23 protein-coding genes and 1 pseudogene are annotated in these 25,770 nt (G+C 72.8%); 12 read left to right on the top strand and 12 right to left on the bottom strand.

What is annotated here, in order from left to right:
* The first annotated feature begins 106 nt into the window (after positions 1 to 106).
* The 3 genes from ACZ7KF_RS40530 to ACZ7KF_RS40520 are packed head-to-tail and all read left to right on the top strand — an operon-like array spanning position 107 to position 3,336.
* A complete protein-coding gene (locus tag ACZ7KF_RS40530) occupies positions 107 to 487 on the top strand; it encodes a DoxX family protein (protein ID WP_471087386.1) in 381 nt (126 codons plus the stop codon).
* Positions 484 to 951 (top strand): peroxiredoxin, encoded by a 468-nt coding sequence (locus ACZ7KF_RS40525; protein ID WP_471087383.1) that lies wholly within the window; start codon positions 484 to 486, stop codon positions 949 to 951. The genes ACZ7KF_RS40530 and ACZ7KF_RS40525 overlap by 4 nt, the downstream gene beginning before the upstream one ends.
* 54 nt (positions 952 to 1,005) lie before the next feature.
* The gene (locus ACZ7KF_RS40520; RefSeq protein ID WP_471087380.1) at positions 1,006 to 3,336 is read left to right on the top strand and encodes a SpoIIE family protein phosphatase; all 2,331 of its coding nucleotides are present in this window, start codon (positions 1,006 to 1,008) and stop codon (positions 3,334 to 3,336) included.
* A gap of 100 nt (positions 3,337 to 3,436) precedes the next feature.
* Here the strand turns inward: ACZ7KF_RS40520 and ACZ7KF_RS40515 are convergent, their stop codons facing one another.
* A complete protein-coding gene (locus ACZ7KF_RS40515) occupies positions 3,437 to 4,048 on the bottom strand; it encodes a DNA polymerase ligase N-terminal domain-containing protein (RefSeq protein ID WP_471087377.1) in 612 nt (203 codons plus the stop codon).
* 51 nt (positions 4,049 to 4,099) lie between these two features.
* Complete coding sequence (locus tag ACZ7KF_RS40510; RefSeq protein WP_471087375.1) at positions 4,100 to 4,963, bottom strand: oxidoreductase; 864 nt, start codon at positions 4,961 to 4,963, stop codon at positions 4,100 to 4,102.
* A gap of 150 nt (positions 4,964 to 5,113) precedes the next feature.
* On the opposite strand from ACZ7KF_RS40510, the gene ACZ7KF_RS40505 reads away from it, so the two are divergent.
* On the top strand, positions 5,114 to 5,983 hold the full coding sequence (locus ACZ7KF_RS40505; RefSeq protein ID WP_471087372.1) for a helix-turn-helix domain-containing protein: 870 nt from the start codon (positions 5,114 to 5,116) through the stop codon (positions 5,981 to 5,983).
* A gap of 217 nt (positions 5,984 to 6,200) precedes the next feature.
* A complete protein-coding gene (locus ACZ7KF_RS40500) occupies positions 6,201 to 7,175 on the top strand; it encodes a TauD/TfdA dioxygenase family protein (RefSeq protein ID WP_471087441.1) in 975 nt (324 codons plus the stop codon).
* Positions 7,176 to 7,206: 31 nt separating this feature from the next.
* On the opposite strand, the gene ACZ7KF_RS40495 is transcribed toward ACZ7KF_RS40500, so the two are convergent.
* Complete coding sequence (locus tag ACZ7KF_RS40495; protein WP_471087369.1) at positions 7,207 to 8,271, bottom strand: LLM class flavin-dependent oxidoreductase; 1,065 nt, start codon at positions 8,269 to 8,271, stop codon at positions 7,207 to 7,209.
* 66 nt (positions 8,272 to 8,337) lie between these two features.
* Positions 8,338 to 9,855, bottom strand: a complete 1,518-nt coding sequence (locus ACZ7KF_RS40490; protein WP_471087366.1) for a metallophosphoesterase family protein — start codon at positions 9,853 to 9,855, stop codon at positions 8,338 to 8,340.
* 134 nt (positions 9,856 to 9,989) lie between these two features.
* Between ACZ7KF_RS40490 and ACZ7KF_RS40485 the strand changes: the two genes are divergently transcribed.
* On the top strand, positions 9,990 to 10,277 hold the full coding sequence (locus ACZ7KF_RS40485; protein WP_471087363.1) for a DUF1905 domain-containing protein: 288 nt from the start codon (positions 9,990 to 9,992) through the stop codon (positions 10,275 to 10,277).
* 46 nt (positions 10,278 to 10,323) lie between these two features.
* Here the strand turns inward: ACZ7KF_RS40485 and ACZ7KF_RS40480 are convergent, their stop codons facing one another.
* Positions 10,324 to 10,701, bottom strand: a complete 378-nt coding sequence (locus tag ACZ7KF_RS40480; RefSeq protein ID WP_471087438.1) for a VOC family protein — start codon at positions 10,699 to 10,701, stop codon at positions 10,324 to 10,326.
* A gap of 404 nt (positions 10,702 to 11,105) precedes the next feature.
* On the opposite strand from ACZ7KF_RS40480, the gene ACZ7KF_RS40475 reads away from it, so the two are divergent.
* A complete protein-coding gene (locus tag ACZ7KF_RS40475) occupies positions 11,106 to 13,511 on the top strand; it encodes a M4 family metallopeptidase (protein WP_471087360.1) in 2,406 nt (801 codons plus the stop codon).
* A gap of 55 nt (positions 13,512 to 13,566) precedes the next feature.
* On the opposite strand, the gene ACZ7KF_RS40470 is transcribed toward ACZ7KF_RS40475, so the two are convergent.
* From ACZ7KF_RS40470 to ACZ7KF_RS40460, 3 genes are all read right to left on the bottom strand, one after another.
* On the bottom strand, positions 13,567 to 14,766 hold the full coding sequence (locus tag ACZ7KF_RS40470; protein WP_471087357.1) for a glycoside hydrolase family 64 protein: 1,200 nt from the start codon (positions 14,764 to 14,766) through the stop codon (positions 13,567 to 13,569).
* A 172-nt stretch (positions 14,767 to 14,938) separates the two neighbouring features.
* Positions 14,939 to 15,694, bottom strand: coding sequence for a dienelactone hydrolase family protein (locus ACZ7KF_RS40465; protein ID WP_471087435.1), 756 nt, complete (start codon positions 15,692 to 15,694; stop codon positions 14,939 to 14,941).
* A gap of 157 nt (positions 15,695 to 15,851) precedes the next feature.
* Positions 15,852 to 16,472 carry an L-threonylcarbamoyladenylate synthase gene (locus ACZ7KF_RS40460; protein ID WP_471087354.1) on the bottom strand — a complete coding sequence of 207 codons (621 nt, stop codon included), beginning with the start codon at positions 16,470 to 16,472 and terminating at the stop codon, positions 15,852 to 15,854.
* 117 nt (positions 16,473 to 16,589) lie between these two features.
* Between ACZ7KF_RS40460 and ACZ7KF_RS40455 the strand changes: the two genes are divergently transcribed.
* Positions 16,590 to 17,063: a MarR family winged helix-turn-helix transcriptional regulator gene (locus ACZ7KF_RS40455; RefSeq protein WP_471087351.1), complete on the top strand. Its 474-nt coding sequence runs from the start codon at positions 16,590 to 16,592 to the stop codon at positions 17,061 to 17,063.
* Positions 17,064 to 17,169: 106 nt separating this feature from the next.
* Positions 17,170 to 18,762 (top strand): MFS transporter, encoded by a 1,593-nt coding sequence (locus ACZ7KF_RS40450; protein WP_471087348.1) that lies wholly within the window; start codon positions 17,170 to 17,172, stop codon positions 18,760 to 18,762.
* Between the two features lie 358 nt (positions 18,763 to 19,120).
* Here ACZ7KF_RS40450 and ACZ7KF_RS40445 read toward each other — a convergent pair whose 3' ends face one another.
* Both ACZ7KF_RS40445 and ACZ7KF_RS40440 read right to left on the bottom strand, forming a co-directional pair.
* Complete coding sequence (locus ACZ7KF_RS40445) at positions 19,121 to 20,365, bottom strand: serine hydrolase domain-containing protein (protein WP_471087345.1); 1,245 nt, start codon at positions 20,363 to 20,365, stop codon at positions 19,121 to 19,123.
* A 169-nt stretch (positions 20,366 to 20,534) separates the two neighbouring features.
* Positions 20,535 to 21,002 (bottom strand): hypothetical protein, encoded by a 468-nt coding sequence (locus tag ACZ7KF_RS40440; RefSeq protein WP_471087342.1) that lies wholly within the window; start codon positions 21,000 to 21,002, stop codon positions 20,535 to 20,537.
* A gap of 344 nt (positions 21,003 to 21,346) precedes the next feature.
* On the opposite strand from ACZ7KF_RS40440, the gene ACZ7KF_RS40435 reads away from it, so the two are divergent.
* Together ACZ7KF_RS40435 and ACZ7KF_RS40430 are read left to right on the top strand one after the other, a co-directional pair.
* On the top strand, positions 21,347 to 22,696 hold the full coding sequence (locus tag ACZ7KF_RS40435) for a transaminase (protein ID WP_471087339.1): 1,350 nt from the start codon (positions 21,347 to 21,349) through the stop codon (positions 22,694 to 22,696).
* Between the two features lie 26 nt (positions 22,697 to 22,722).
* Positions 22,723 to 23,163: an Lrp/AsnC family transcriptional regulator gene (locus ACZ7KF_RS40430; protein ID WP_471087336.1), complete on the top strand. Its 441-nt coding sequence runs from the start codon at positions 22,723 to 22,725 to the stop codon at positions 23,161 to 23,163.
* Positions 23,164 to 23,349: 186 nt separating this feature from the next.
* Here the strand turns inward: ACZ7KF_RS40430 and ACZ7KF_RS40425 are convergent, their stop codons facing one another.
* Positions 23,350 to 24,456, bottom strand: coding sequence for a PP2C family protein-serine/threonine phosphatase (locus ACZ7KF_RS40425; protein ID WP_471087333.1), 1,107 nt, complete (start codon positions 24,454 to 24,456; stop codon positions 23,350 to 23,352).
* Between the two features lie 227 nt (positions 24,457 to 24,683).
* On the opposite strand from ACZ7KF_RS40425, the gene ACZ7KF_RS40420 reads away from it, so the two are divergent.
* Positions 24,684 to 25,580, top strand: a complete 897-nt coding sequence (locus ACZ7KF_RS40420; RefSeq protein ID WP_471087330.1) for a GNAT family N-acetyltransferase — start codon at positions 24,684 to 24,686, stop codon at positions 25,578 to 25,580.
* Positions 25,581 to 25,670: 90 nt separating this feature from the next.
* On the opposite strand, the pseudogene ACZ7KF_RS40415 reads toward ACZ7KF_RS40420, so the two are convergent.
* A pseudogene (locus tag ACZ7KF_RS40415) lies at positions 25,671 to 25,770 on the bottom strand (IS481 family transposase); the annotation flags it as partial.

Here is a 25,770-nt window from a genome sequence, read left to right as displayed (position 1 = left end):
CCGGTCTCGGTCCCGGGTGCGGCGCCGGTCCGCCGTCCCCGGTGAACGGTCACCCCGGCGCCTACCGTCCAGTAATATCCGGCTGCAGGACACCAGAGGAGGAACCGTGCCCCGGTCCGAACGCTCACCCCTGCTGCTCGCCGGCCTGCTGGCGGCCGCCGGAGTCGCCCACTTCGCCGCCCCCCGGCAGTTCGACGCCACCATCCCCCGGCAACTGCCGGGCTCTCCCAGGGCCTGGACGTACGGCAGCGGGGTGGTGGAGCTGGCTCTCGCGGCGGGGATCGCGGCCCCCCGCACACGCGCGCTCACCGCGAAGGCGGCAGCGGCCTTCTTCGTCGGTGTGTTCCCGGCGAACGTCAAGTTGGCCGTGGACTGGCGGCACCGCCCGGCACCGCTCAAGGCGGCCGCCCTCGCCCGGCTGCCCCTCCAGGTGCCCCTGGTGCTGTGGGCGCGTGGAGTGGCCCGCAACGGGGAGGGCCGGTCGTGACCGAGCGCATCGCCGTCGGGGACGAGGTGCCGGACTTCACCCTGCCCGACGAGACCGGTACCCCCCGCCGGCTCACCGAGCTGCTGGCCGACGGCCCCCTCGTCCTCTTCTTCTATCCCGCCGCCCTCACGCCCGGCTGCACCGCCGAGGCCTGCCATTTCCGTGACCTCGCCGCGGAATTCGCCGCCGTCGGCGCCCGGCCCGTCGGAATCAGCGGGGACGACGTCGACAAGCAGCAGGAGTTCGCCGGCCGGCACCGCCTCGGCATGCCGCTGCTCTCCGACGCCGACGGGAAGGTCCGCGAGCTGTTCGGCGTCACACGCGGTTTCTCCCTCGCCCCGACCAAGCGGGTCACCTTCGTGCTCGCCCAGGACCGCACCGTCCTGGAGGTCGTCCGCAGCGAACTGCGCATGAACACCCACGCCGACCGGGCCCTCGCCGCCCTGCGCGCCCACCGGGGCTGACGCGCACGACCCCGCGGCTTGATGCACCGGGGCAATCGGAACATCCTTGGGCATATGGAGCCTGTCGCCGCCGTGGCGGTTCTCGATGTGCTGGGCAGAGTGACCGGGTGGAGCGAGGGCGCACGACTGCTCACCGGTCACCCGGCCGAGGACGTCGTGGGGCGGCCGGCGACGGACCTGCTGGCGGCGGGCGTGCCGGACGGTGCGCTCGCCGCTCGCTCCGGGGTCGTCGCGCTGCGGCACCGCGACGGCCACCGGATCGACCTGACCGTCACCGCCGACGCGGTCACCGGTGCCGGCGGAACGCCCACCGGCTACGTCGTCACGGCCGGTACGCCCGGCTCGGCACTGGCCGCCCAGGTCTTCGAGCAGGCGTCCATGTCGATGTCGGTCTTCGACCTCCAACAGCGCTACCTCCGCCTCAACGACGCGGCCTGCAAGGTGATGGGCGTCCCCGAGGCCACGCTGACCGGCCGGTTCTTCCCGGACACCGTGGAGGACGTCGCATACAACCGGGGGTTCCTGCGCCATCTGCGCGAGGTCGCCGAGACCGGCCGGCCCGTCCGCTACGAAAGCTTCGCCGGTGCTCCCTCCCTGAACCGGGAACACCTCTGGAGCATCGAGATGTGGCCGCTGCGGACCGGCTCCGGGGAGCCGGCCGCCGTCGCCATGGCCGCCTTCGACAACACCGAGCAGTACTGGGCCCGGCGTCGCCTCGTCCTGCTCAACGAGGCCGCCACCGGCATCGGCACCACGCTCGACGTCGTACGCACCGCCGAGGAACTGATCGGCATCCTCGTTCCGCGATACGCCGACTTCGCCTGCATCGACCTGCTCGACTGGGTGCTCGGCCCGGACGAGCCGCCGACCGTCCCCGAGGGCGACGTCGAGGTGCGGCGCGTCGCGCACGGCTCCACCCGCCCCGGCGATCCCGGAGCGGCCCTGGAGATCGGCGAGACCGACGTCTACCGGCCGGCCTCCCCGCTCGCCCGGGCGCTGCACGAGGGCAACGCGGTGCTCAGCCAGGCCGGCGAACCGGCGTTCACCGAGTGGCTCGCCGAACGCAACGCGCGAGCGCCCCGGGGGCGTCCCTTCCGTGAGGGCGCGCACTCCATGCTCGCGGTGCCGCTCCGGGCCCGCGGCACCACCCTCGGTGTCGCGGTCTGCGTCCGCATGGCCCACCCGGACGCCTACGGCCCCGACGACGCCGTCTTCGCCGAGGAGCTCGCCAGCCGCGCCGCCGTCTGCATCGACAACGCCCGCCGCTTCGCCCGCGAACGCTCCACCGCCCTCGCCCTCCAGCACAGCCTCCTGCCGCGCGGCCTGCCCGGACAGGCCGCGGTCGAGGTCGCCCACCGCTATCTGCCGTGCGGATCGCTCGCCGGCATCGGCGGCGACTGGTTCGACGTCATCCCGCTCTCCAGCGGCCGGGTCGCCCTGGTCGTGGGGGACGTGGTCGGCCATGGCATCCAGTCCTCGGCCACCATGGGCCGGCTGCGCACGGCCGTCCGCACCCTCGCCGACGTCGACCTTCCCCCCGACGAACTCCTCACCCACCTCGACGACCTGGTCACCCACCTGGCCGCCGACGGCAGCGGCGAGGAGATCGCCGAACTCGGCGCGACCTGCCTGTACGCCGTGTACGACCCCGTCTCCCGCCGCCTCTGCGTGGCCGCCGCCGGCCACCCGCCCCCGGCCGTCATCCTGCCCGGCGGCACCGCCGAGCTGCTTCCCCTGACCGCCGGGCCGCCGCTCGGCGTCGGCGGTCTGCCGTTCGAGGCCACGGACCGCGAGCTGCCCGAGGGCTCGGTCGTCGCCCTCTTCACCGACGGCCTGATCGACCACCGCGACCAGGACCTCGACGGCGCCGCCGACGATCTGCTCCGGGCCTTCGGCGCGCCCGCCGACTCCCTCGACGCCCTCTGCGACGACGTACTGAAGGCCCTCCTGCCCGCCCAGCCCTGGGACGACGTCGCCCTGCTCCTCGCACGCACCCGGGCCCTCGGCGCCGACCGGGTCGCCACCTGGGACGTCCCGCCCGACCCCGCCCACGTCGCGGTCGTCCGGCAGGCGGCCACCGAGCAACTCGCCGTCTGGGGACTCGCGGAGGCCGCCTTCGTCACCGAACTCGTCGTCAGCGAACTCGTCACCAACGCCATCCGCTACGGCGAACCCCCCATCCACCTGCGGCTGATCCGCGACCGTGCCCTCATCTGCGAGGTCTCCGACGCCAGTTCCACCTCCCCGCACCTGCGCCGGGCGCACGTCTACGACGAGGGCGGCCGGGGACTGCTGCTCGTCGCCCAGCTCACCCAGCGCTGGGGCAGCCGGCAGACCGGCTTCGGAAAGACCATCTGGGCGGAACAGCCGCTGCCCGGCACCTGATCACTCGAACGGGCGACCCGGGTTCGGTGCGTCCTCCGAGCGCCAGGGGGGCGGAACGCGATGATCCGGGTGCCTGCGGCCGGGAGCCCGCGGGCCGGGCTCACTCCTGTCCGGCGTCGGTGGCGACCTGCGCCAGCGTGCGTCCCGTGCGTACCGAACGGGCCCGCCGCGGATCGGGCGTGCCGTGCCCGGCCGACCGCGCCGGGCCCTTGCGCACCAGCAGCCACGCCTCCTTCTCGTCCGCGCCGCCGCGGAGACGGGTGAGGGCGTACTCGCCGTGCAGCTTGCTGCCGCGGAGCCGGAAGGTGGCGTGCCCGCGCTCCAGGGACTCCGCGAAGTCCACCGGGCGCCCCCCGCGGTCGTGACTGAGCGGCTCGTAGGTGCCGCGGTCCCACACGATCACGGTGCCGCCGCCGTACTCGCCCTTCGGGATGACGCCCTCGAAGTCCTCGTACGCCAGCGGATGGTCCTCGGTCGGCACCGCCAGCCGCTTGTCCCCGGGGTCGGTGGACGGGCCCTTGGGGACGGACCAGGACTTCAGGACGTCCTCGACCTGGAGCCGGAAGTCGAAGTGCATCCGGCGCGCGTCATGGATCTGGACCACGAAACGAGGCCCGTCGCCCTCGCCGGGGAGCGCGTCGCCCGACGGCTCCCGGGTCCGCTCGAAGTCGCGCCTGCCACGGTACGTCCGCAGCCGGTCCTCCGCTGCCACGTGCGGCTCCTTCCCTGCACCCGCCTCACGCGCCCCCGGGTACCCCGCCGTTCAGCTCGCGATGCCGTTCAGCTCGGCCATCGCGTCGTCCGGCAGCACCAGGCTCGCCGCCGCGATGTTCTCCCGCAGATGCGCGGGGGAGGAGGTGCCGGGGATGAGCACGACGTTCGGGGAGCGGCGCAGCAGCCAGGCCAGCGCCACCTGCTGCGGCGAGGCCCCCAGCCGGGCGGCGACCTTCGCCAGCGTCTCGGACTGGAAGGGGGTGAACCCGCCGAGCGGGAAGTACGGCACGTAGGCGATGTCCTCCGCCGCCGTCCGCTCCAGCAGCGCGTCGTCCTGCCGGTCGGCCAGGTTGTACAGGTTCTGCACGGTCACCACCGGAGCGATCGCCCGCGCCTCGTCCAGCTGGGCGGCGGACGCCGTGCTCAGCCCGAGATGGCGGATCAGCCCCCGCTCCCGCAGCTCGGCCAGGGCACCGAACTGGTCGGCGACGGAGCCCTCGTTCGGGGTGTCCATGTCGCCGAGCCGAAGATTGACCACGTCCAGCGCGTCCACGCCGAGGTTCCGCAGGTTGTCGTACACCTGCGCCTTCAGGTCCTCGGGGTGCCGCGACATGATCCAGCTGCCGTCGGCTCCCCGCCGGGCCCCGACCTTGGTGACGAGGTGCAGGCTGTCCGGGTAGGGGCGCAGAGCCTCCCTGATGATGTCGTTGACGACGGCCGGGCCGTAGAAGTCGGCCGTGTCGATGTGGGTGATGCCCGCCTCCACCACCGCGCGCAGCACCGCGACCGCCCGCTCCCGGTCCCTCGGCGGGCCGAAGACGTGCGGCCCGGCCAGCTGCATGGCGCCGTAGCCGACGCGGGTCAGGGTCAGGCCCGCGGCCGGGGTGACGGTGCCGCCGAGTTGTGCAGTCATGTCCTACCTCGCAGAATGTGCCGGCCACCGGACTCTCCCGGCGGCCTCTGTCTTCACCCTGCGCCCGGCCGGTCCGGTACGGCAGTGCCCCCGTGTTCCTGGGAGTGACGGGACCAGTCACCGCCACCCGGCCCGCCGTACGGTGGTGCCGTGGACGGATCGAACGCACTGGGCGAGTTCCTGCGCGCCCGCCGGGCACGGGTACGGCCCGAGGACGTGGGGCTGCCCGGCGGCGGGCTGCGCCGGGTGCCGGGGCTGCGCCGCGAGGAGGTCGCGATGCTGGCCGGCATCAGCTCCGACTACTACCTGCGGCTGGAGCAGGGCCGCGACCGCAACCCCTCGGTGCAGGTACTGGACGCCATCGCCCGCGTGCTGCGGCTGGACACCGACGCCACCGCCCACCTCGTGGGGCTCGTCCGGGAACGGCCCGCGTCCGGTTCCCGGCCCGGACACCCGACGCAGCAGGTCCCGGCGAGCCTGCTGCAGCTCATCGACAGCTGGCCGCGCACCCCCGCCTACCTCCAGAACCCCTATACCGACTGCCTGGCCGCCAACGCCCTCGCCACCGCGCTCACCCCGAACTACGCGCCCGGCGTCAACCTGCTGCGGGCCGTGTTCCTCGACCCCGCCGAGCGCGCGCTGCGCAGGGACTGGGCGGACCTCACCGCCGAGGGCGTGGCCGCGCTGCGGTCGGGGGCCGGCACGGACCCGGACGACCCCCGGCTGCGCGACCTGGTCGGTGAGCTGTCCCTGCGCAGCGAACGCTTCCGCACCCTGTGGGCCCGCCACGAGGTCCGACCCCGGCACGGCCGGGTGAGCCGCCTCAGCCACCCCCAGGTCGGCGACCTCGACCTGCACTCCGACAAACTGTCCGTGGACGGTACCGACGGGCTCACCCTGGTCGTCTTCCACGCCGAGCCCGGCAGCCGCAGCGCCGAGCTGCTCGACATCCTCGGCAGCCTCACCGCGTCGCCCCCCGACAGCAGTCCGCACGCACAGGAGCGGATGGAGGAGCCCTAGGACCCGTCCGGCCGCTGCCGTCCGCCGCGCGGCGCCCTGCACGTACTCCCGCCGCGCCGGCCCCGACCCGACCACCTCCCGTACGAGGGCCCGGGTCCGCCCGGCCGCCCGCCCGGCGCGCCGGTGTGCCGGAGGACGGCGATCCGGCGGCTCGCCGTCCGCGGACCGGGAGTGTCACGATCTCTGCGTGAGCGACACGACGAGCACCGGAGGGCGCATGACGACGCACAGGGCAGGCGTGGACGAAGCCGAGCACGTCGCGGGCGTGGAGGTGCAGCCGGTCGCCGGGCACATCGGCGCCGAGATCACCGGCGTCGACCTCGCCGGCCCGCTGGACGAGAGGGTGGTCGCGCTCATCCGGCACGCCGTGCTGCGCTGGAAGGTGGTGTTCTTCCGCGGACAGCGCCTGGACCATGCCGGGCACATCGCTTTCGCGCGCCGCTTCGGCGAGCCGGTCCTCCTCCCGAGCCGCGGACCGCACTCGCCACCCGACTTCCCCGAGATCGAGACCACCGCCGACCGGCTGGAGCTGTCCGGCAGGTACGGCATGGAGCGCGACGAGTGGCTGCAGCGGCGCCGGCACACCCTGCTGCGCGGCTGGCACTGCGACCACGGCGCCCGGATCGACCCGCCGGCCGCGACCGTCCTGCGCGCCGAGACCGTCCCGCCCTACGGCGGCGACACCACCTGGGCCAATCTGGCCGCGGCCTACGCCGGGCTGTCCGCGCCGGTCCGCGCCTTCGTGGACGGGCTGCGCGCCGAACACCGGCTCGGCGTCGGCTACCAGCCCCGGCTCGGCGGTGACGCGTACGCCCGCCGGCTGCTGGACGAGCAGGTCGCCTCCGTGCACCCGCTCGTCCGGGTGCATCCGGAGACCGGGGAACGGGTGCTGTTCGTGAACGGCTACTACGTGGAGCAGATCGTGGACGTCTCCCGGCCGGAGAGCGCGGCGCTGCTGGAGATGCTGGTGGAGCAGGCGGTGCGTCCCGAGTACACGGTCCGCTTCCGCTGGGAGCCCGGCAGCGTCGCCTTCTGGGACAACCGGGCCACCATCCACCTCGCGCCCGGCGACCACACGCACGTGGGCGCCTCGCGGATCATGCACCGGGTGATGCTCCAGGGCGAGGTGCCGGTCGGCGTGGACGGGCGGCCGTCCGAACCGCTCATCGGCACGGAAGCGGGCCGGTGGTGACGCCTCGGCCGTGCGGCGGACCGGCGGTGCCTCAGGCGTCCGGCCGCCAGCCCAGCGCCGGCCCCAGCCTCGTCGCCATGTCCGTCAGGATCTGCACGTAGTCCTCGTGCTCGAAGGTGAACGGCAGCGCGAACGCCACCTCGTCGACCTCGCGGAACGCGGCGTGCGCGTGCAACCGCTCGGCCAGCTCCGCCGAGGTGCCGACCAGGTCCGGCGCGAACAGCAGTCGCGCCGGCCCCTGCGGGGAGGCCGTCCGGGGCAGCCGCCGGGCGGCGTACTCCGCGTACCGGGCGCGCTGTTCGGGACTCGCCGAGTCGGTGGGGATCACCACCAGGCCCTGGGAGACACGGGCCGCCTCGCCGTCGGGGTGGTGGGCCCGGAACTCCCGGATGTGGGACAGCTGGATCTCGGCGAAGTCCGGCGGCCCGCCCGTCTCCCCGGCGCTCTCCGCCTTGACCACGCTGCTGGTCAGGAAGTTCATGCCGTGCGCGCCGGCCCAGCGTGCCGAGCCGAGGCTGCCGCCGCCGTACCACAGCCGCCGCCCGAGCCCGGGGGAATGCGGCTGTACGACGTCCGAGCCGTGTTCGACATCCGGCTGCCGCGGCGCGGCCTCGAAGCCCTCCACCCCGCTGACGTCGGTGGCGGGCTTGCCCCGCACCAGGTCCAGCAGCCGCCGCACCCGCTCGTGGCCGAAGTCCTCCGCGTCGGCGGTGTCCGGGTAGAGGGCGCCCTTGACCTGCTCGTAGTGCATCGGCGGGCCCACGCTGACGCCCGGGTTGAGCCGGCCGCCGGAGAGCACGTCGACGGTCGCCAGGTCCTCGGCGAGCCGCAGCGGGTTCTCCCAGCCGAGCGGAGTGACCGCGGTGCCCAGCTCGATCCGGCGGGTCCGCTGCGAGGCGGCGGCCAGGACGGCGACCGGCGACGATATGCCGTACTGGAGGTGCCGGTGGCGGACCCAGGCGCTGTCGAAGCCGAGCCGCTCGCCCAGCTCGATGAGTTCCAGCGTGGCCTCGTGGCCCCGGCCCGGGTCCGCCGCGTCGAACAGACCGATGGTGAGGAACCCCAGTCTGCGCAGGGGGCGGGGGGTGGACGGCACGGGTTCCTCCAGCGGTCGTACGGCTGCTCCGCCCGATTCTGGCAGGCGAGTGTGACAACCGTGTGATCAGTTCGAGCGGGCAGGAGGCAGCGGGATGACGACCTCGTCCTCGACCGGCGGATCGACCTCCTGCGCGCGGTTGCCGGTCGCGGCGAAACAGCGCAGCCGGACCGCGTCCGGAGCGACGTCCAGCCGCAGGAAGCATTTGAAGAACGGCGGGCTGTAGGTGGTGGAGGACGGCGAGAACAACTGGGTGTAGATCTTCCGCACCGGCAGCCGGAACCGGGCGGGCCGGTCGGGGCGGCGGCCGGTCCCGAGCAGGCCCGCGACCACGCGGGCACGGCGGGTGACGCGGACCTCGGGGCCGGGAGCACGGCCCGGCTCGATGCCGAGCCGTTCGGACACCACGGCCGTCGCCTCCGCCTCGGTCAGGCTGAAGAACCGGCGCAGCCGGAGCCGGCGGCCGTACAGGCGGCTGTAGAAGGCGAGCGAGTCGCCGCGCAGCGGATAGCAGCGGAACTCGCGCTCGGTGACCCCGCCGACCGAGACCCGCGGGATGGTGTGCGTGGCGTGCATGAACGCCCCGCCGCCGCCCGCGACGACGTACTGGATCGTCCGGCCGTCGACGGCCACCGGGTAGCGCTGGTAGTTGTGGATGTCGCCGCCGATCGCGGCCACGTAGTGGTGCTCCGGGGCCCGCACGATGTCGTCCACCGTGCCACCGCCCTCGATGGGACAGGGGTGGTGCTCGCCGTCGACGTACAGCGGCGAACCGGTGACGAGGATCTTCGGCCGGGGTCCCTTCGACACCTCCCGCAGCCAGGCGCCCTGTTCGGCGTCGACCGTGCCCAGCAGACCGGTGTCGAGGCCGATGATCCGCACCGGTCCCGCGTCGATCGCCCAGTACGGTCCCGGCTGCACGGCCTGTTGTGCCGGCGCCGACCGCAAGGTCCTTGCGTCGGCGAAGCGTTGCTCGTCGGCCGGGCGCGGCCGGTGCCACAGCAGGGAGCGCCACCAGGCGCGGCCGAGCGGGCGGGGCCGGGGCTCGGGGTCGAGCGGCGGGGTGTCGGCGCAGAAGACGCGCATGAAGGCGCCGAGATCCTCGTACCAGTCGTGGTTGCCCGGTATCGCGTAGATCGGCGCGGGGTAGTCCTGGTACGGCCGGAAGAACTTGCGGCCGTAGTCGTCGGCGCTGCCGACGGGATAGATGACATCGCTGGCGAGCACGGCGAAGTCGGTGCCCTGACCGGCCTTCAGAAAGCCCGGCACGGCAGCGTACTGGGAGTCGCCGCCCTCGCCGGTGTCCCCGATGACCATGAAGGAGAACCGTTGCGGTACGTCCCGCCGGATCAGCTTGTCGGCGGGCGCTCCCGCCGCCGCCCGCCGGGCCACCCAGCGGCTGCGGGTACGACCGGTCGGATCGCCGAACCAGGACGCCAGGACGCCGTTGCGGGCGGCCCACAAGATCCGGGGGTTCAGCCACGACAACTTCTCGACGTGGTCCGGCATCAGCCGCTTGTAGGTGCCAGGTTCGGCCGCGCCCCAGCCGGCGCCCTGTGCGGTATCGCGTGAGGAGTCAGACACGCGTGCACGGTAACAACGCGCCGGTCAGGGGCGGGATACCGGGGCTGGGACCAACACCCCCGGCGCCTCGCGGAGTTCCGGCCCGCTACGCTGGCCGCGCCCCCGTGCCCCTCCCTCCGGAACGGAACCAAGCCATGGAACTCTCCTTCGCCGGCCGGGTCGTCGAGTGGCGGGGGCCGTCGCCGTACTACTTCGTCGCCGTGCCGGAGCAGGAGTCCGCGGACATCCGCGAGGTGGCCGCCCTGGCCACCTACGGCTGGGGCGCGATCCCGGTGGAGGCGAGGATCGGCGGGACCGGCTTCACCACGTCGCTCTTCCCCAGGGAGGGCGCGTATCTGCTGCCGCTGAAGAACGCCGTCCGTACCCCCCAGGGGCTCGCGGTGGGCGACGAGGTGGCCGTGGAGCTCACCGTGCGCCTGTGAGACCCCCGCACCCGGCAGGGCCGTACGCCGGATCCGTGCGGCGGGCTCAGCGGTGGATGAGCCGGCGGACCAGTTCCGCGGTCCACTGGACGTACTCGATCTCCGTTCCGTCGGCGTGGCGGGCGTAGAGGAACCGCCCCGTCGGGCTCGGCGCCGGGGGAGTGGTGATCGTGGCCCCGGCCGACCGCAGCGCCTCTTGAAGGGCGTCGAGGTCGTCGACGACGACGGTGGCGGAGGCGTGCGCGTACTTCGCGCGTTCCTCGGCGGGGCCGGCGATGACCAGGAAGTCGCCGACGGCGGCCAGTTCGACCGTCTGGAACGTCAGCCGCAGGTCCGGCTCCGCGCCGGTGAGCTGCTCCAGGAGGGGCAGCGCCTGGTCGAGGTCGTCGCTCCACAGGCGGGCATAGGTCTTCAGGATGCTCACGGGCACGCTCCACTCCTGGTCACTTCTGGTTACTCGGGAACCGTAAGTGAGCCGTCCCGGACGTGGAAGAACGCACTTTTCGGTGACTGGGGAACCCGGAGGAAACCGGGGCCGCGCGGCGGACGGTCACGGCTTCCGGGCGAGCCCTCCGTGCCCGGCCGGGGCACGGCGGAGAGCGGGCCGGGAGCAGGCAGTCGTGCGAATCGGGGCGATAGGGAAAACCCTCGATTGACCCGCCGTGAGGTGACATGGCTCGGTCAATCCTGTCATTCTCCCTCCGCACGCTGATCCACCCCACCGGTTCATGGATCACGGTCCCGCACAGCTCAGCTCGCCCGGGCGACAGACCCGTCTGCCCGTCTGTCACCGGCCGCCGCCCGGCGGTCGCAGCAGGAGGAGTACGAGTGAGACCCCACAGACCCCTTCCCCACAAGCGAGCCACGGTCGGAGCCGCCCTGGTCTCCACCGCGGCCTTCCTCGCCGTCGGACTGCAGGCCCTCCCGGCGTCCGCCGCCCCGGCCGCTCCCCACCCCGGCCCGCTGCGCACCGGCGGCCTGGAGGCCAAGCTCAGCCCGGCCCAGCACCGGGCGCTGGTCGAGAGCGCCCGGCAGCAGACGCGCACGACCGCCCGCACCCTCGGCCTCGGGGCCCAGGAGAAGCTGGTCGTCAAGGACGTCGTCAAGGACAACGACGGCACCGTGCACACACGGTACGAGCGCACGTACGCCGGTCTGCCCGTCCTCGGCGGCGACCTGGTCGTGCACACCCCGCCCGCCTCGCTGGCCAAGGGGACCGTGAGCACCACGTTCAACAACAAGCGCAGGATCCAGGTGCGCTCCACCACCGCGACCTTCACCAAGGCCGCCGCGGAGACCAAGGCGCTGAAGGCCGCGAAGGCCCTGGACGCCGAGAAGGCCACCACCGACAGCGCCCGCAAGGTGATCTGGGCGGGCGACGGCACCCCGAAGCTCGCCTGGGAGACGGTGATCGGCGGCTTCCAGGACGACGGCACGCCCAGCCAGATGCACGTCATCACCGACGCCACCACCGGCAAGGAGCTGTACCGGTACCAGGCGGTCAAGACCGGCACCGGCAACACCCAGTACAGCGGAAGCGTCACCCTGGGCACCACGCTGTCGGGTTCGACCTACCAGCTGTACGACACCACGCGCGGCGGTCACAAGACCTACAACCTCAACCGGGGCACCTCCGGCACCGGCACCCTGTTCACCGACGCCGACGACGTCTGGGGCGACGGGACCGGCTCCAACACCCAGACCGCCGGCGCCGACGCCGCCTACGGCGCCCAGGAGACCTGGGACTTCTACAAGAACACCTTCGGCCGCAGCGGCATCCGCAACGACGGCGTCGCCGCCTACAGCCGCGTCCACTACAGCAGCGGTTACGTCAACGCCTTCTGGGACGACAGCTGCTTCTGCATGACCTACGGCGACGGCTCGGGCAACACCCACGCCCTGACCTCGCTGGACGTGGCCGGCCACGAGATGACCCACGGTGTCACCTCCAACACCGCCGGCCTGGAGTACAGCGACGAGTCGGGCGGTCTGAACGAGGCCACCTCCGACATCTTCGGCACGGGGGGCGTGGAGTTCTACGCCAACAACTCCAACGACGTCGGTGACTACCTCGTCGGCGAGAAGATCGACATCAACGGCGACGGCTCGCCGCTGCGGTACATGGACAAGCCGAGCAAGGACGGCGGCTCGGCCGACAGCTGGTACAGCGGCGTCGGCAACCTCGACGTGCACTACTCCTCGGGCCCCGCGAACCACATGTTCTACCTGCTGTCCGAGGGCAGCGGCACCAAGGTCATCAACGGTGTGACCTACAACAGCCCGACCTCCGACGGCGTCGCCGTCACCGGCATCGGCCGGGCCGCCGCGCTCCAGGTCTGGTACAAGGCGCTGACGACGTACATGACGTCCAGCACCGACTACGCCGCCGCCCGCGCCGCCGCCCTGCGCGCGGCCGCCGACCTCTACGGCACCAACTCCACGCAGTACGCCGGAGTGGGCAACGCCTTCGCCGGCATCAACGTCGGCAGCCACATCAACCCGCCGAGCAGCGGGGTGACGGTCACCAATCCGGGCAGCCAGTCCGCCACCGTCGGTACCGCCGTGAACCTGCAGATCCAGGCGAGCAGCACCAACAGCGGCGCGCTGAGCTACAGCGCCTCCGGCCTGCCCACCGGTCTGTCGATCAACAGCTCGACCGGCCTCATCTCCGGTACGCCCACCGCGGCGGGCTCGTACAGCACCACCGTGACGGTGACCGACTCCACCGGCGCGACCGGTACCGCGACCTTCTCCTGGACGGTCAGCACGACCGGCGGCGGCTGCACCTCCAGGCAACTGCTGAGCAACCAGGGCTTCGAGTCCGGCAACACCGGCTGGACCGCCACCAGCGGCGTCATCACCACCGACAGCGGTGAGGCGGCCCACAGCGGCTCCTACAAGGCCTGGCTGGACGGCTACGGCTCCGCGCACACCGACACGTTGTCCCAGTCGGTGACGATCCCCGCGGGCTGCAAGGCGACCCTGACCTTCTACCTGCACATCGACACCGCCGAGACCACCACCAGCACCCAGTACGACAAGCTGACGGTGACCGCCGGTTCGAAGACCCTCGCGACCTACTCGAACCTCAACAAGGCCGCCGGCTACAGCCAGAAGACCTTCGACCTGTCCTCGCTGGCGGGCTCGACGGTCACGCTGAAGTTCAACGGCGTGGAGGACTCCTCGCTGCAGACCAGCTTCGTCGTGGACGACACCGCCCTGACGACCGGCTGAGCCCCTCGCGCGCACGGTCCCGCACCCCGTTCCTCGGGTGCGGGACCGTGTCATGTCAGCTCAGCGGGTCCAGCGTCAGATACGCCTGCTGCGGGTTGCCGTCGTGCACCAGCGACTCCTGGTTGCCGACGTCGTCGAAGGCGAAGGCGTAGGCCTTGCCGTCGGCCATCTGCGCATGGATCCTGCGGGCGTACTGGTTGGTCACGGCGTCCTGGTAGAAGTTCGCCGTCGTGGTGTCGGGCTGGTTGGGGTTGACCAGCAGGGTCGACCGGTTGAAACCGGCGCACAGCGTCCGGGAGATGGGGCCGCGGACCTGGTCGTTGGGCGCGTCCAGCAGCTTGTGACAGCCGAAGATGCTGGACGCGTCGGGCTTCTGGAAGCTGGTGACGACCGCGCCGGAGCCGTTGGTGAAGTTCATGACGTTCCCGGAGACCCGGCCGTAGTACTTGGTGTTCGGCTGGTCGGCGAACGGCGTGACGGTCAGGGTCGACGTCGCGTACTTCTGCCAGACGCGGTTGACGTAGTCGTCCATCGCGTTCGCCGGCAGGGCGCCGGTCTCCACGCCGTACAGCGGGGACAGCGCGCGCAGCACGGTCCCGTCGGAGCGGGTCTGGATCAGGGCCGCCCAGCCGCCCGACTGCCCGCGCAGGGAGTTGAAGAAGCCGGTCCAGCCACCGGACTTCAGATGACCGGTGCTGCTCACCCCGCCGTCGGCACGCTGCACCCCGACCGCGTACGGCGCCGAGAACATGTCCACCTGGGTGCTGTTGAGCCACAGCCCGGAGTCGTTGAGCGTGTACTCCGACCAGTTGAAGAGGATGTTCCGGTTGGGGTCGGAGGGGTTCTGCACGGCCGGCTGCACCAGTCCGCCGGTGGTGAGCCGGAAGTCGAGCTTCTGGCCGTAGGAGAAGTAGATCCGGCCGGAGAACTTCGGGATGCGGATGGTCGTGGACTGCCCGGCGGCGGGGCCGGGTATCGCCGCGTCCGGCGCGGGGGTCGGCGGGTTCCCGCCCGCCGGCCAGGCGTGGAAGGTGCCGTTCGCGTCGGCCCAGCCCTGCCGTCCCGAGGACAGCTGGGTGCCGAGGTCGTAGACGTAGACCGGTTCGGAGCGGCCCGAGTTGTTGGTGATCTTCAGCGGGATGGTGTCCGGCACCGCGGCACCGGCGCTTCCCGGTGCGCCGAGCGCGAGCAGCCCGCCGAGCAGGGCCGCGGCGGCCGTCAGGGGCAGTGCGCGGCGCGTGAGCCTGTGAGGCACTCTCCACCTCCGTGTGGGGTCGGGGTCGTACGGATCTGGTCCGTACCTGCTTGAGAGCGCTCTCAGACTCGTGCGCGGACGGGTGCATGTCAATGACCTGGACGGGATCGGCCCGGCGTCCACCGCCGGGCCGGGTGTCAGGCCGTGCGCTCGCACACGCCGGGGCCGGGTGTCAGAACGTGCGCTCGAGGAGGCCGAGCAGCGCCTCCCAGTGCCGCTCGTCCCCCGCCCGGTCGTAGGCGGGCGTGTCCGCCTGGGTGAAGCCGTGGTGGGCGCCGGCGTAGACCTCGCAGGTGTGCCGCACTCCGGCGGCGGTCAGGGCGTCCTCGAAGCGCGCCACCTGCTCCGGGGGCAGCGAGGCGTCCTCGTCGGCATGCCCGAAGTACAGCTCCGCGGTGATGCGCGGGGCCTCCAGATGCGGGCTGTCGGGATCGTCGGTGGCGAGGCGTCCGCCGTGGAAGCCGGCCCCCGCCGCGACCCGCTCCGGGTGGGCGCCCGCGGTCCACAGCACGAGCCGGGCGCCCATGCAGTAGCCGGTGAGCGCGACCGGACCCGCGGTCACCTGCGGGCTGTCGGCCAGCCACCGCAGATAGGCGCCCGCGTCCCGCCGGACCAGCTCCGGGGTCAGTCCGGCCACGAGGGGACCGAGCCGCTCCCAGATGGTGGGGTCGGCGCCCGGGTCGATGAACTCGGGCAGGTCCACGACCGGCGCCCGGCCGAGGCGGTAGAAGGCGTTCGGCATCAGCACGGTGTAGCCGGCGGCGGCCAGCCGGTCGGCCATCGACCTCAGGTACGGTCGCGGCCCGTAGGCGTCCTGGTAGAACAACACGCCCGGGCGGGGGCGTCCGTCGGCCGGATGGACGACGTAGGCGTCGGCGACGCCGTCCTCGGTCGGGACGTCGACAACGTTTCCCTGGACATCGGTCATGGTGAGCAGGCCCTCCCTCGGGGAACGGGCGCCGGAGGCGATGCCTTCGGCGCCGCGGCTGTGCCCCATGCTGTCACGCGAAGATCGTCACCCCCGCATCCGGTGCGCCCGGCGCTCACGCGATGATCGTCACCCCCGCGTCCGGTGCGCCCGGCGCTCACTCGAAGCGGCTCGTGTCTCCCGCGCCCCGCCGGACGATCTCCGCCTCGCCGCCGGAGAAGTCGACGACGGTCGTGGGCTCGGTGCCGCAGTCGCCCGAGTCGACCACCGCGTCCACCGCGTGGTCGAGCCGGTCCTTGATCTCCCAGCCCTGGGTCAGCGGCTCCTCCTCGTCCGGCAGCAGCAGCGTGCTCGACAGCAGCGGCTCGCCCAGCTCCGCCAGCAGCGCCTGGGTCACCACATGGTCGGGGATGCGCACGCCCACGGTCTTCTTCTTCGGGTGCTGCAGCATCCGCGGCACCTCGCGGGTGGCGGGCAGGATGAAGGTGTAGCTGCCCGGAGTCGAGGCCTTGACGGCCCGGAACACGTCGTTGTCCACCCGTACGAACTGGCCGAGCTGCGCGAAGTCCCGGCACATCAGCGTGAAGTGGTGCCGGTCGTCCAGCCGGCGGATGGAACGGATCCGGTCGATGCCGTCCCGGCTGCCCAGGCGGCAGCCGAGCGCGTAGCAGGAGTCGGTCGGGTATGCGATGAGCGCGTCCGAACGGATCGCGTCGGCGATCTGGGAGATGCTGCGCTGCTGGGGGTTCTCGGGGTGCACGTCGAAGTACTTCGCCATCTGCCGAGCTTATGCCGTCCCCCGGCACGGGGCGCGCAGCCGCGGTACCGCCACGGGTGACACCTATGACCTCATACCTTTTTGACATGGGTATGAATTCATACCTACCCTGGGGCCGTGTCCGGATCCAGCGCTCCCCAGCGGGACGTCGACAGCGTCGCCTCGGCGCTCGCCGACGCCCTGCCCGCGCTGCACCGGGCCCTGGACCGGCTGGTCGCCCGCGACTACGCCCTCCCCAAGCCCCCCGAGGGGCAGCTGAACCTGCTCCGCCATGTCGCCGAGCACCACGGCGCCACCGTGCGCGAGGCCGCCGACGCGCTGCTGATGAAGCCCAACAACGTCAGCGCGCTCGTCACCCAGCTCACCGAGCAGGGCCTCCTGGAACGCCGGCAGGACAGTGCCGACAAGCGTGTCGCCCGCCTGCATCTGACGGCGGTCGCCCGGCGGCGCCTCGGCGAGGTGCACGCGCTCCAGGTCGCCCATCTCGCGGAGGCGCTGCGTTCGCTGACCGAGGGCGAGATGGCCGCGCTCGGCTCCGCCCTCGGCGCGCTGAACTCGCTGACGCACCGGCTGCACCCCGCCGCACGCTGACCCGAACGCCGTCACGTCCCCCGCGCCCCGCCGCCCGGGACGGCCGGCTCGTGCGGGCCCGTGTTCTCCGCACCCTTTCCCGACCCGTACCAGACGAGGCTTTCCCATGCCGTCCACCTCCGTGGATCACCCCACCGTGCCCGCGACCCCCGCGGCCGCGGCCACCGCCGCCGCCCGGCGGCGCGCCAACCCCTGGCTCACCCTCTGCGCGGTCGCCTTCGGCCTGTTCATGGTCCAGCTCGACGGATCCGTCGTGGCGATCGCCAACCCCGAGATCGGGCGCGAACTGCACGCGTCCACCGCCCAGTTGCAGTGGGTCACCAACGCCTATCTGCTCGCCCTCGCCGCCACCCTCATCCTCGGCGGCAAGCTCGGCGACCGGTTCGGGCGGCGCACCTTCTACCTCGTCGGCGTCGCCAGATTCGCGCTGTCGTCCGTCGCCATCGGCCTGTCCGGCTCCATCACCGGCGTCGTCGCCTTCCGTGCGCTCCAGGGAGTCTTCGGCGGCCTGCTGATGCCCAACACCCTCGGCCTGCTGCGGGCCGTGTTCCCGCCCCGCAGGTTCGGCATGGCCGTCGGCGTCTGGGCGATGGTGTCGGCCGTGTCCACGGCACTGGGCCCGATCGTCGGCGGTCTGCTGGTGGAGAACGTCAGCTGGCAGTCCGTCTTCTCCATCAACCTGCCCATCGGCGTGCTCGCCTGCGCCTTCAGCGCGTTCGTGCTGCCCCGGTCGAAGAACGCCTCCGGAGACCACCGCTTCGACGTCACCGGTGTCGTCCTGCTCGCACTCGGCCTGCTGAGCGTCGTCTTCGGTGTCGTCAAGGGCGAGACCTGGGGCTGGACGTCCGCCGGCACCTGGGGTGCGATCCTCGCCGGCCTGCTGCTCCTCCTCGTCTTCGGCCGCCACGAGACGCGCATCGAGCACCCGCTGCTGCCGATGCGGCTCTTCCGCAGCCGCGCCCTGACCATCGGTGCGGTCATCACCGCACTCAACTTCTTCGTCATGCTGGGCGTGATCTTCTTCATCATGCTGTACCTGCAGAACGTGCGCGGTATGACGCCCGTTCAGGCGGGTGTGCGCACCCTGCCGTTGAGCCTCGCCTCCCTCGTCGCCTCCCCGCTCGGTGCCGCCCTGACCCAGCGCTACGGCGCCCGCTTCTGCATGCCGCTGGGCATGGTGCTCCAGGCCGTCGCGTGCTTCACCATGCTCACCTGGTCCGGCGACTCCTCGTACGCCACCATGTGGCCGCCGTTCGTCGCGCTCGGCCTCGGCGTCGGCATGGTGCTCTCGGCCTCGTCCGACGCGATCGTCGGCAACGCGCCGGTACGGGACGGTGGTGTGGCCGGCGGCCTCCAGGCCACCACGCTGCAGATCGGTGGCGCCCTCGGCACGTCCGTGCTGGTCTCCGTCATCAGCGCCCGCGTCGGCACCACCCTGCGGACCGAGCTGACCGGCGCCGGAGTGCCCCAGGCCCTGGCCGGGAAACTGGCCGAGGCCAAGGACGCGGTGGCGATGGGCGTCGCGCCCGTCTCCGGGACCATGCCGGACACCCTCCGGGCGGCCGTGGCCGAGGGCAGCGGCCGGGCGTTCCTGAACGGCCTGCACGCCGCGGCGCTGCTCAGCGGTGTGCTCTGCCTGCTGGGCGCGGTTCTCGCGGCGGCCGGGATGCGGGGCGGGACGGCGGAACCGGCGGAGTGAGAGGGGGTACGGCGGCGACCGGAATCCGGCGGGGGAAGGAGGCCGGGCGCCGCCGGCCGCCTGACGGCCGCCCCGGTCCCGCCGGCCTGGCGGCCGGCGCCGTCCCGCCCTCCCGCCGGCCTGGCGGCCGGCGCCGTCCCGCCCCCCGCGCCGCAGTCCAGGGATCGTCCGGAATTCGCCCGCGTACTTTCCGGATGAGCGGGCATCCGAACTCTGAGCCGCCCGGGGCCGTCCCCCCGCCCCGGGCGTGGCGTCTCCGCCGGCGGCCCCACCCCCCCCGGGCCGTCGGCGGAGTTCGGTCCCACGGGTACCCGCCTCCGCGGCCGGCCGGCCCGCAGGCCGTCGGCCGGATCGACGCCTACCTGGCGGCCGGTGCGGCGGGCAGGTCGAACACGTGCCGAGGAGAGATGATCTCTGTGACGGCCTCGCCGAACAACGTGCTGGGCTCGTTCCCGCGATAGTCGATGTCGGTGTTCAGCAGCGCCACGACGGTCGTCCGTGTGGCCGGGAAGTAGATGGTCAGCGATTCGTATCCGGGCAGGGAACCGTTGTGGCCGATCCAGCCCTGTACGTCGAAGACGCCCAGCCCGTAGCCGGTGCCGGGGATCGGCGTGGCCGGTGTGACGAGCCGCTGCTTCTGTGTCGCGGCGCTGATCAGGCGCTTGCCGTCGGGCAGTATCCCGGTCGCGACCGTGGGGGCCCAGATGCGCAGGTCGTCCAGGGTGGAGATCATCGCGCCGGCCGCCCAGCCCCAGGAGGGGTTCCAGCCGGCGGTCTCGGCGACCTTGCCGCTCGCCGTCTGGTCGGTGTAGCCCTGCGCGTGCGGGGTGGGGAACTCGGCGCCCTCGGGGAAGACCGTGTCCTTCATGCCGGCCGGGGCGAGGATGTGCTGCTCGACGTAGTCCCCGAGCCGGCGCCCGCTCGCCTTCTCCACGACCAGGCCGAGCAGGATCAGGTTGGTGTTGCTGTAGAAGAACTTCTCCCCGGGCCGGAACATCACCGGATGCCGGAAGGCGTAGTCGAGCAGCTGCCGCGGGGTGAAGGAGCGCCGGGGGTCGGACGTGAGCGCCTTGTAGAAGCCGTCGTCGGCGGAGTAGTTGAACAGCCCGCTGCGCATCCCGGCCAGCTGGCGCAGTGTGATCCTGTCGCCGTTCGGTACGCCGCCGACGTAGCGGTCGATCGTGTCGTCCAGGCCGACCTTCCCCTGGTCCACCAGTTGCAGCAGCGCGGTCACCGTGAACGTCTTCGTCTCGCTGCCGATCCGCATGTAGAGGTCCGGCGTCATCTTCCGGCCGGTCGCCCTGTCGGCCACTCCGAAGGAACGGACCCAGCTTCGCTGTCCGGGCGTCCAGACGCCGACGCTCACACCCGGCACGTGCGCCTCGCGCATCACCCGCCGCACGGCCGCGTCGAGCCGGCGTGTCACCTCGGGGGAGAGGGCGCGGACGTCGGGTCCCGAGGCCGACGGGGCGGGCGTACCGGCGGCGGGTGCGACAGGCGCGGCGGCCCGCATGCCCGCCCCTGTCGTGAGCGGGGCGAACAGCGTCCCCGCCAGCACGGTGACCACGGCCCCCCGGCGCAGGCGTACGGACGTGGACGGCATGGGCGCCCTCCCAGCACACGTGCGGCGGCCGCGCGCGGCACGGACGCCGGAGCCGGACCTTCCCAGCATAGAAGCGGCCGGGCCGGGACGCGCGGGCGGCACCGGTGCGGGGCGCAGCGACCGCGAGCGGGCGTTGCCCCGGCACCCGTCACGGCGCCGCCGGAGCGCCCTACTGCCCGCAGAGCGGCGCGAGCACCGCCAGCGTGCCGTTGGCCTGCCGCAGCGCGTCCTCCAGGATGCCGGGTGCATGGAGCGTGCCGGTGCCGTCGGGCGGGACGAGCCATTCCAGGGAGCGGGCCGGCCGGTACGGCGGCGGTGCGGCGACCCAGGACCCCTTCGTCGCGTACCGCAGCCCGGCCCCCACCCAGCCCCCGGAAGGGTCCGGCGGCAGGAAGAAGCCGACCCGCTGCGCCGCCGTGTCCACCAGCGTCGGCCCCGGAATCGGCAGGGCCGGCCGCCACAGCAGGTCGAGGGTGAGCAGCCCCAGCCGGTCGGGAACGCTCAGCACGTCCCAGAAGCGGCCCGCCTCCAGCAAGGCGATGCCGTCGCCGTGGTCCCACTCCCATTTGCAGGCGCGCGGGTCGGCCGATGCCGCGGCCAGCCACTCCACGCCCCGCTTCCACATCGTGTTCGTCATGCACCGCTCCGGGTGTCCTCGCCCGCCTGCCCGAGCGCAGGGAGCGCCCATGGCCGGGCACATCGTGTCGTCGGCACGCCAACCCGGCATATGCATCGTTGTAGATATTTCTATGTGGCGGAAGGGGTGGCGAACCCTGGCGTTTGAGGCGGGGCGTTCGAACTCCGCGCATGGGTTCGTCAGTTGACGAGGCGGGGAGCTTCACCCGTTCGGTGAGCAGTCCCTCATCGCACGCATGATTCGTGTGTACCGGCGATCGAATCACGCGTGCAGCGTTGAAATAGCCGGGTTTTCAGTCGTAGTCTCACGGCATTCCCTCACCGTCGTCTTCGTCGAGGTGCCCCATGGACCGCACGCGTCTGCACGCCCTTCTGGCCCGGGAGAGCGCCGAGGCCGAACGCCGGAACCCGCGCTCCCGGGCGGCCTACGGGCGCGCCGACCACCTCTTCGGCCGGGTGCCGATGACCTGGATGAACAAGACCGCCGGCGCCTTCCCGCGCTACCTGGCCGGGGCACGGGGCGCGCGGGTCACCGACGTCGACGGGCACGAATACGTCGACTTCTGCCTCGGCGACACCGGCGCCATGGCCGGCCATTCGCCCGCGCCCGTCACCGAGGCGGTACAGCGACGCTACGCCGAACTGGGCGGGGCCACCGCCATGCTGCCCACCGAGGACGCCGAGTGGGTCGGCGCCGAACTGGCCCGGCGGTTCGGCCTGGCCCGCTGGAGCTTCTCGCTCACCGCCACCGACGCCAACCGCTGGGCGATCCGCCTGGCCCGCGCCGTCACCGGCCGGCCGAAGATCCTGGTCAACGGCTACTGCTACCACGGCAGCGTCGACGAGTCGCTGATCGTCACCGGCCCGGACGGCGCCGGCACCCCCCGCCCCGGCAACGTCGGCGCGCCCTGCGACGTGACGCTCACCAGCAGGGTCGCCGAGTTCAACGACCTCGCCGGGCTGGAGCGCGAACTGGCCCACGGGGACGTCGCCGCCGTCCTCATGGAACCCGCCCTCACCAACATCGGCATCGTGCTGCCCGAACCCGGCTACCTCCAGGGTGTCCGGGAACTGACCCGGCGGTACGGCACGCTGCTCGTCAACGACGAGACGCACACCTTCTCCGCCGGACCCGGCGGCTGCACGGCCGCCTGGGACCTGGAACCCGACCTGCTCACCATCGGCAAGGCGATCGGCGGCGGCATCCCCGCCGGCGCCTACGGGCTGTCCGCCGCGCTCGCCGAGCGGCTGCTGTCCCGGACCGACCTGGACCTCGTCGACATGGGCGGTGTGGGCGGCACCCTCGCCGGCAACGCGCTGTCGGTCGCGGCCACCCGGGCCACCCTCGAACACGTCCTGACGGACGAGGCGTTCGACCGGATGGGCAGGCTCGCCGAACGGTTCGAGGCCGGCGTGCGGGCCGGTGTCGAGGCGCACCGGCTGCCGTGGTCGGTCAGCCGGCTCGGCGCCCGTACCGAGTACCGTTTCACCTCACCGGCCCCGCGCACCGGCACCGCGTCCGCGGCGGCCGCCGACCCGGAGCTGGAGGACTTCCTGCACCTCTACCTCGCCAACCGGGGCATCCTGCTGACCCCGTTCCACAACATGGCGCTGATGTGCCCGGACACCACCGAACGGGACGTCGACACCCACACCGAGGTCTTCGCCGCCGCGCTGTCCGAACTGGCCGGCTGAGGACGCCGAGAGGAGGAGCGGGAGACATGGACGCCATCGACCGGGCCATCCTGCGCGAACTGCAGACCGACGGCCGTATCGCCTACGCCGACCTGGGGCCCCGGGTCGGCCTGTCCGCCTCGGCGGCCCGGCAGCGCCTGCAGCGCCTGCTGGACTCCAAGGCCGTGCAGGTGGTCGGCGTCACCGACCCGATGGCCATGGGCGGACAGGCCATGGCCCTGCTCGGCATCGGCGTCGACGGCGACCCCCGGAGCGTCGCCGACGCCCTCGCCGAGCGCCCCGAGGTCGTCTACTCGGTGCTCACCGCGGGCGGCTTCGACCTCTTCGCCGAGGTGGTCGCTCCCGGCCCGAAGGCGCTGCTCGACTTCGTCAACGACGTGGTGCGCCCCCTCGAGGGCATCCGCGAGATCCGCTCCTTCCCGTACTTCGGCATCCACACCCACCGCTTCCTGTGGGACGTGGGCTGACGGTGGAGAGAGCGGGAGCGAGGCGGCCCGGCGGAGGGTGACCGACGGGAGAAGGCGTTGCGGCGGGTGGGGCTGGGAGCCCGGTGGCGGCTGCGCAGCGGGTGGGGCCGGGGGAGGTGGCCGGTGGCGGTCGGGCCGAGGGCACGGCCGTGCGGCGGACGGGCTGACGGGAGGCCGGTGCGGCGCTCAGGTGTCCGCAGGCTCGGGTGCCAGCACCAGCATCGTGGCGTCGTCGCGGACCTTGTAGTGCCGCCGCAGCAGGTCCGCCCACACCGCGGCGGGCAGCTCGGCGGACGGGGTGCCGGCCAGGTCGGCCAGCCGCTCCGGCAGCGGATAGAAGGCGCCGTCGGCGTTCCTTGCCTCCCACACGCCGTCGGAGGCAAGGAACAGCCGGTCGCCGGGACCGAGCGCCACGGTGACCTCCTTCGGCTGCTCCATGCCGATCAGCCCGATGCCCAGGGGCAGACAGGGCGCGACGGCCACTTCCCGGGCCTCTCCCTCGCACAGCAGGACGGGCGCCGGATGACCGCAGGCCAGCACCCGCACCGTGGCCGTGCCGCCGCCGAACTCCAGCAGCAGGGCCGTCGCGAACAGTTCCGGGTGCCGTTCGTCCGCCGCGTCCACCGCCAGCCGGCGGTCCAGCCGGGCCGCCACCGACTCCAGGTCCGGCTGGTCCAAGGCGGCCTCCCGGAACGCGCCCAGCAGCGACGCCACCGTGGCGACCGCCGACAGCCCGTGCCCCTGCACATCGCCCACCACCGCGCGCACGCCGTGCGGCCCCGCCCGCACGTCGTAGAAGTCCCCGCCCACCAGCGTGCCGTCCTGCGCCGCCCGGTAGAAGGTGGCGCACCGGACCTGCCCCACCCGGGCCGGGAGCGGCGGCAGCACGGCCCGCTGCACCGCCTCGCCGATCGCCCGCTCCGTGTCCAGCTGGGCGTCGCGGCGGCTGCGCACATAGGACACGAACACACTCAGCGCGGTCACGAACACGATGGTGAGCAGATCGGTGTCGCCGGGGCGGTTCAGGTGGGTGGCCGGCACGTTCAGCACCACGACCACGCCCAGGCCGAGCAGGGCGGTCATCATCGGGCCGTACGACAGGACCGCCAGCGGCGGGATCGCGCCCAGCAGGAAGCCGAGATCACGCGCATGGGGCGAGAGCAGCGTGCCGCAGCCGACCACGAAGAGCAGCAGCACGGGCAGCACCCGTACCCAACACGGCGGCGGTGCGCCCCGCAGCCAGCCGCGATCCTCCCGGTCCCCGCGCGACGACCAGCCGCGCACCGCCTTCACAACCCCAAGCTACGCCGCCGCCCGCACACCGCACCCGGCGGGAAAAGGGGTCGACGCCCGCCCGGCCGCCCGTCTAGTGTGTGATCACCACGCCCGAGCCGGACGGAAGAAGGAGGCGAGCGTCATGAATCCCACCATGGAGCGCTCCCCCCTCCCCGTGCCGCGGGCGTGTCACGTCTGAGATCCGACCGGGAGCGCCGCACACCACGCGTCTTCCGGAGGAATCCTTGACCGATCCGGTCATGCGCACGCTCGACGAGAGCAGCGCTCACGTTTTCGACACCATGCCCGACCCGCTCGGCTTCCGTGAGCGGCACCGGCTGATCCGTTTCCGCCCCGACTGGCAGCGCGTCGCCCGGCGCGACGGCCGCACCGTGGCCCGCGCCGCCTGGTGGGGCAGGGCCGATGACCCCGAGCCGCTGGTGATCAACTGGCTCGACGTCGCCGAGGGCGAGGAGGAGGCCGGCGCCGAACTGCTGCGGACGGCGCCCTGGCAGACCCCCGAACTCGAACTCGACCTGCCCGCCGGCTGGCGCGGCGACCCCCATCTGCGGGCCGCCGCCGGCACCCGTGCGGCCGCCGCCCGGCTGGCCGGCTACACCCCCCTGGTGGAGCGCTTCCTCTACCGCTGGACCCCGGAGCGGGGACTGCCCGAGCGGCCCGGACGGCTCGTCTTCACCGCCGAACCGGACGACGCCGTGTTCCACGGCCTGCTGCGCCGCATCCAGTTCGGCACGCTCGACGCCCACGCCCGCCGGGCCATCGCACAGGGCGGCGTCGACCAGGCGGCCCAGGAGGAACTGGACGTCTTCCACTGGTTCCCGTCGCCCAGGGCCTGGTGGCAGGTCGCCCGCACACCGGCGGGGGAGCCCGTCGGCATCCACGTCCCGGCACGCAATCCGTCCGGGCCGTGCGTCGGGTTCATCGGTGTGGTGCCGGAACACCGCGGCCACGGCTACGCCTACGACCTGCTCGCCGAATGCACCCACTTCCTGGCCGGTGAGGGCGCCGAGTTCATCGCCGCCGCCACCGACCAGGGCAACGTCCCCATGGCCGCGCACTTCACCACGGCGGGCTATCCCGTCGTACGAGAACGCGTCAACTACTGGACCGACCGTGACTGAGGCCGACGGGATTCGTCCTCAGGTCCTGCCGCCGGGCGCGGACCGGGCAGACGCCGTCCCCCGGGGCGGGGCCGGCCCGAAGGCCGCGCCCTAGTTGTATTGACCCGAAGCGTTGTTCACACGGCTGATCGGTGGGTGGCCGCCGAGTGCGGTGTGGCAGCGGTGGTGGTTGTAGGTGTGCAGAAAGTCT

Source organism: Streptomyces sp. NPDC038200 (assembly GCF_055600785.1).
Note: the sequence above shows the minus strand (reverse complement) of the source record. Positions and strands in the feature narration are given on the sequence as shown.

Bases quoted from the DNA above. Each gene is read 5' to 3' on its own strand.
- ACZ7KF_RS40465 (WP_471087435.1), bottom strand. From the start codon at position 15,694: ATGACCGATGTCCAGGGAAACGTTGTCGACGTCCCGACCGAGGACGGC.
- ACZ7KF_RS40430 (WP_471087336.1), top strand. From the start codon at position 22,723: ATGGACGCCATCGACCGGGCCATCCTGCGCGAACTGCAGACCGACGGC.
- ACZ7KF_RS40510 (WP_471087375.1), bottom strand. From the start codon at position 4,963: ATGACTGCACAACTCGGCGGCACCGTCACCCCGGCCGCGGGCCTGACC.
- ACZ7KF_RS40450 (WP_471087348.1), top strand. From the start codon at position 17,170: ATGCCGTCCACCTCCGTGGATCACCCCACCGTGCCCGCGACCCCCGCG.
- ACZ7KF_RS40520 (WP_471087380.1), top strand. From the start codon at position 1,006: ATGGAGCCTGTCGCCGCCGTGGCGGTTCTCGATGTGCTGGGCAGAGTG.
- ACZ7KF_RS40445 (WP_471087345.1), bottom strand. From the start codon at position 20,365: ATGCCGTCCACGTCCGTACGCCTGCGCCGGGGGGCCGTGGTCACCGTG.
- ACZ7KF_RS40435 (WP_471087339.1), top strand. From the start codon at position 21,347: ATGGACCGCACGCGTCTGCACGCCCTTCTGGCCCGGGAGAGCGCCGAG.
- ACZ7KF_RS40485 (WP_471087363.1), top strand. From the start codon at position 9,990: ATGGAACTCTCCTTCGCCGGCCGGGTCGTCGAGTGGCGGGGGCCGTCG.
- ACZ7KF_RS40440 (WP_471087342.1), bottom strand. From the start codon at position 21,002: ATGACGAACACGATGTGGAAGCGGGGCGTGGAGTGGCTGGCCGCGGCA.
- ACZ7KF_RS40500 (WP_471087441.1), top strand. From the start codon at position 6,201: ATGACGACGCACAGGGCAGGCGTGGACGAAGCCGAGCACGTCGCGGGC.
- ACZ7KF_RS40460 (WP_471087354.1), bottom strand. From the start codon at position 16,472: ATGGCGAAGTACTTCGACGTGCACCCCGAGAACCCCCAGCAGCGCAGC.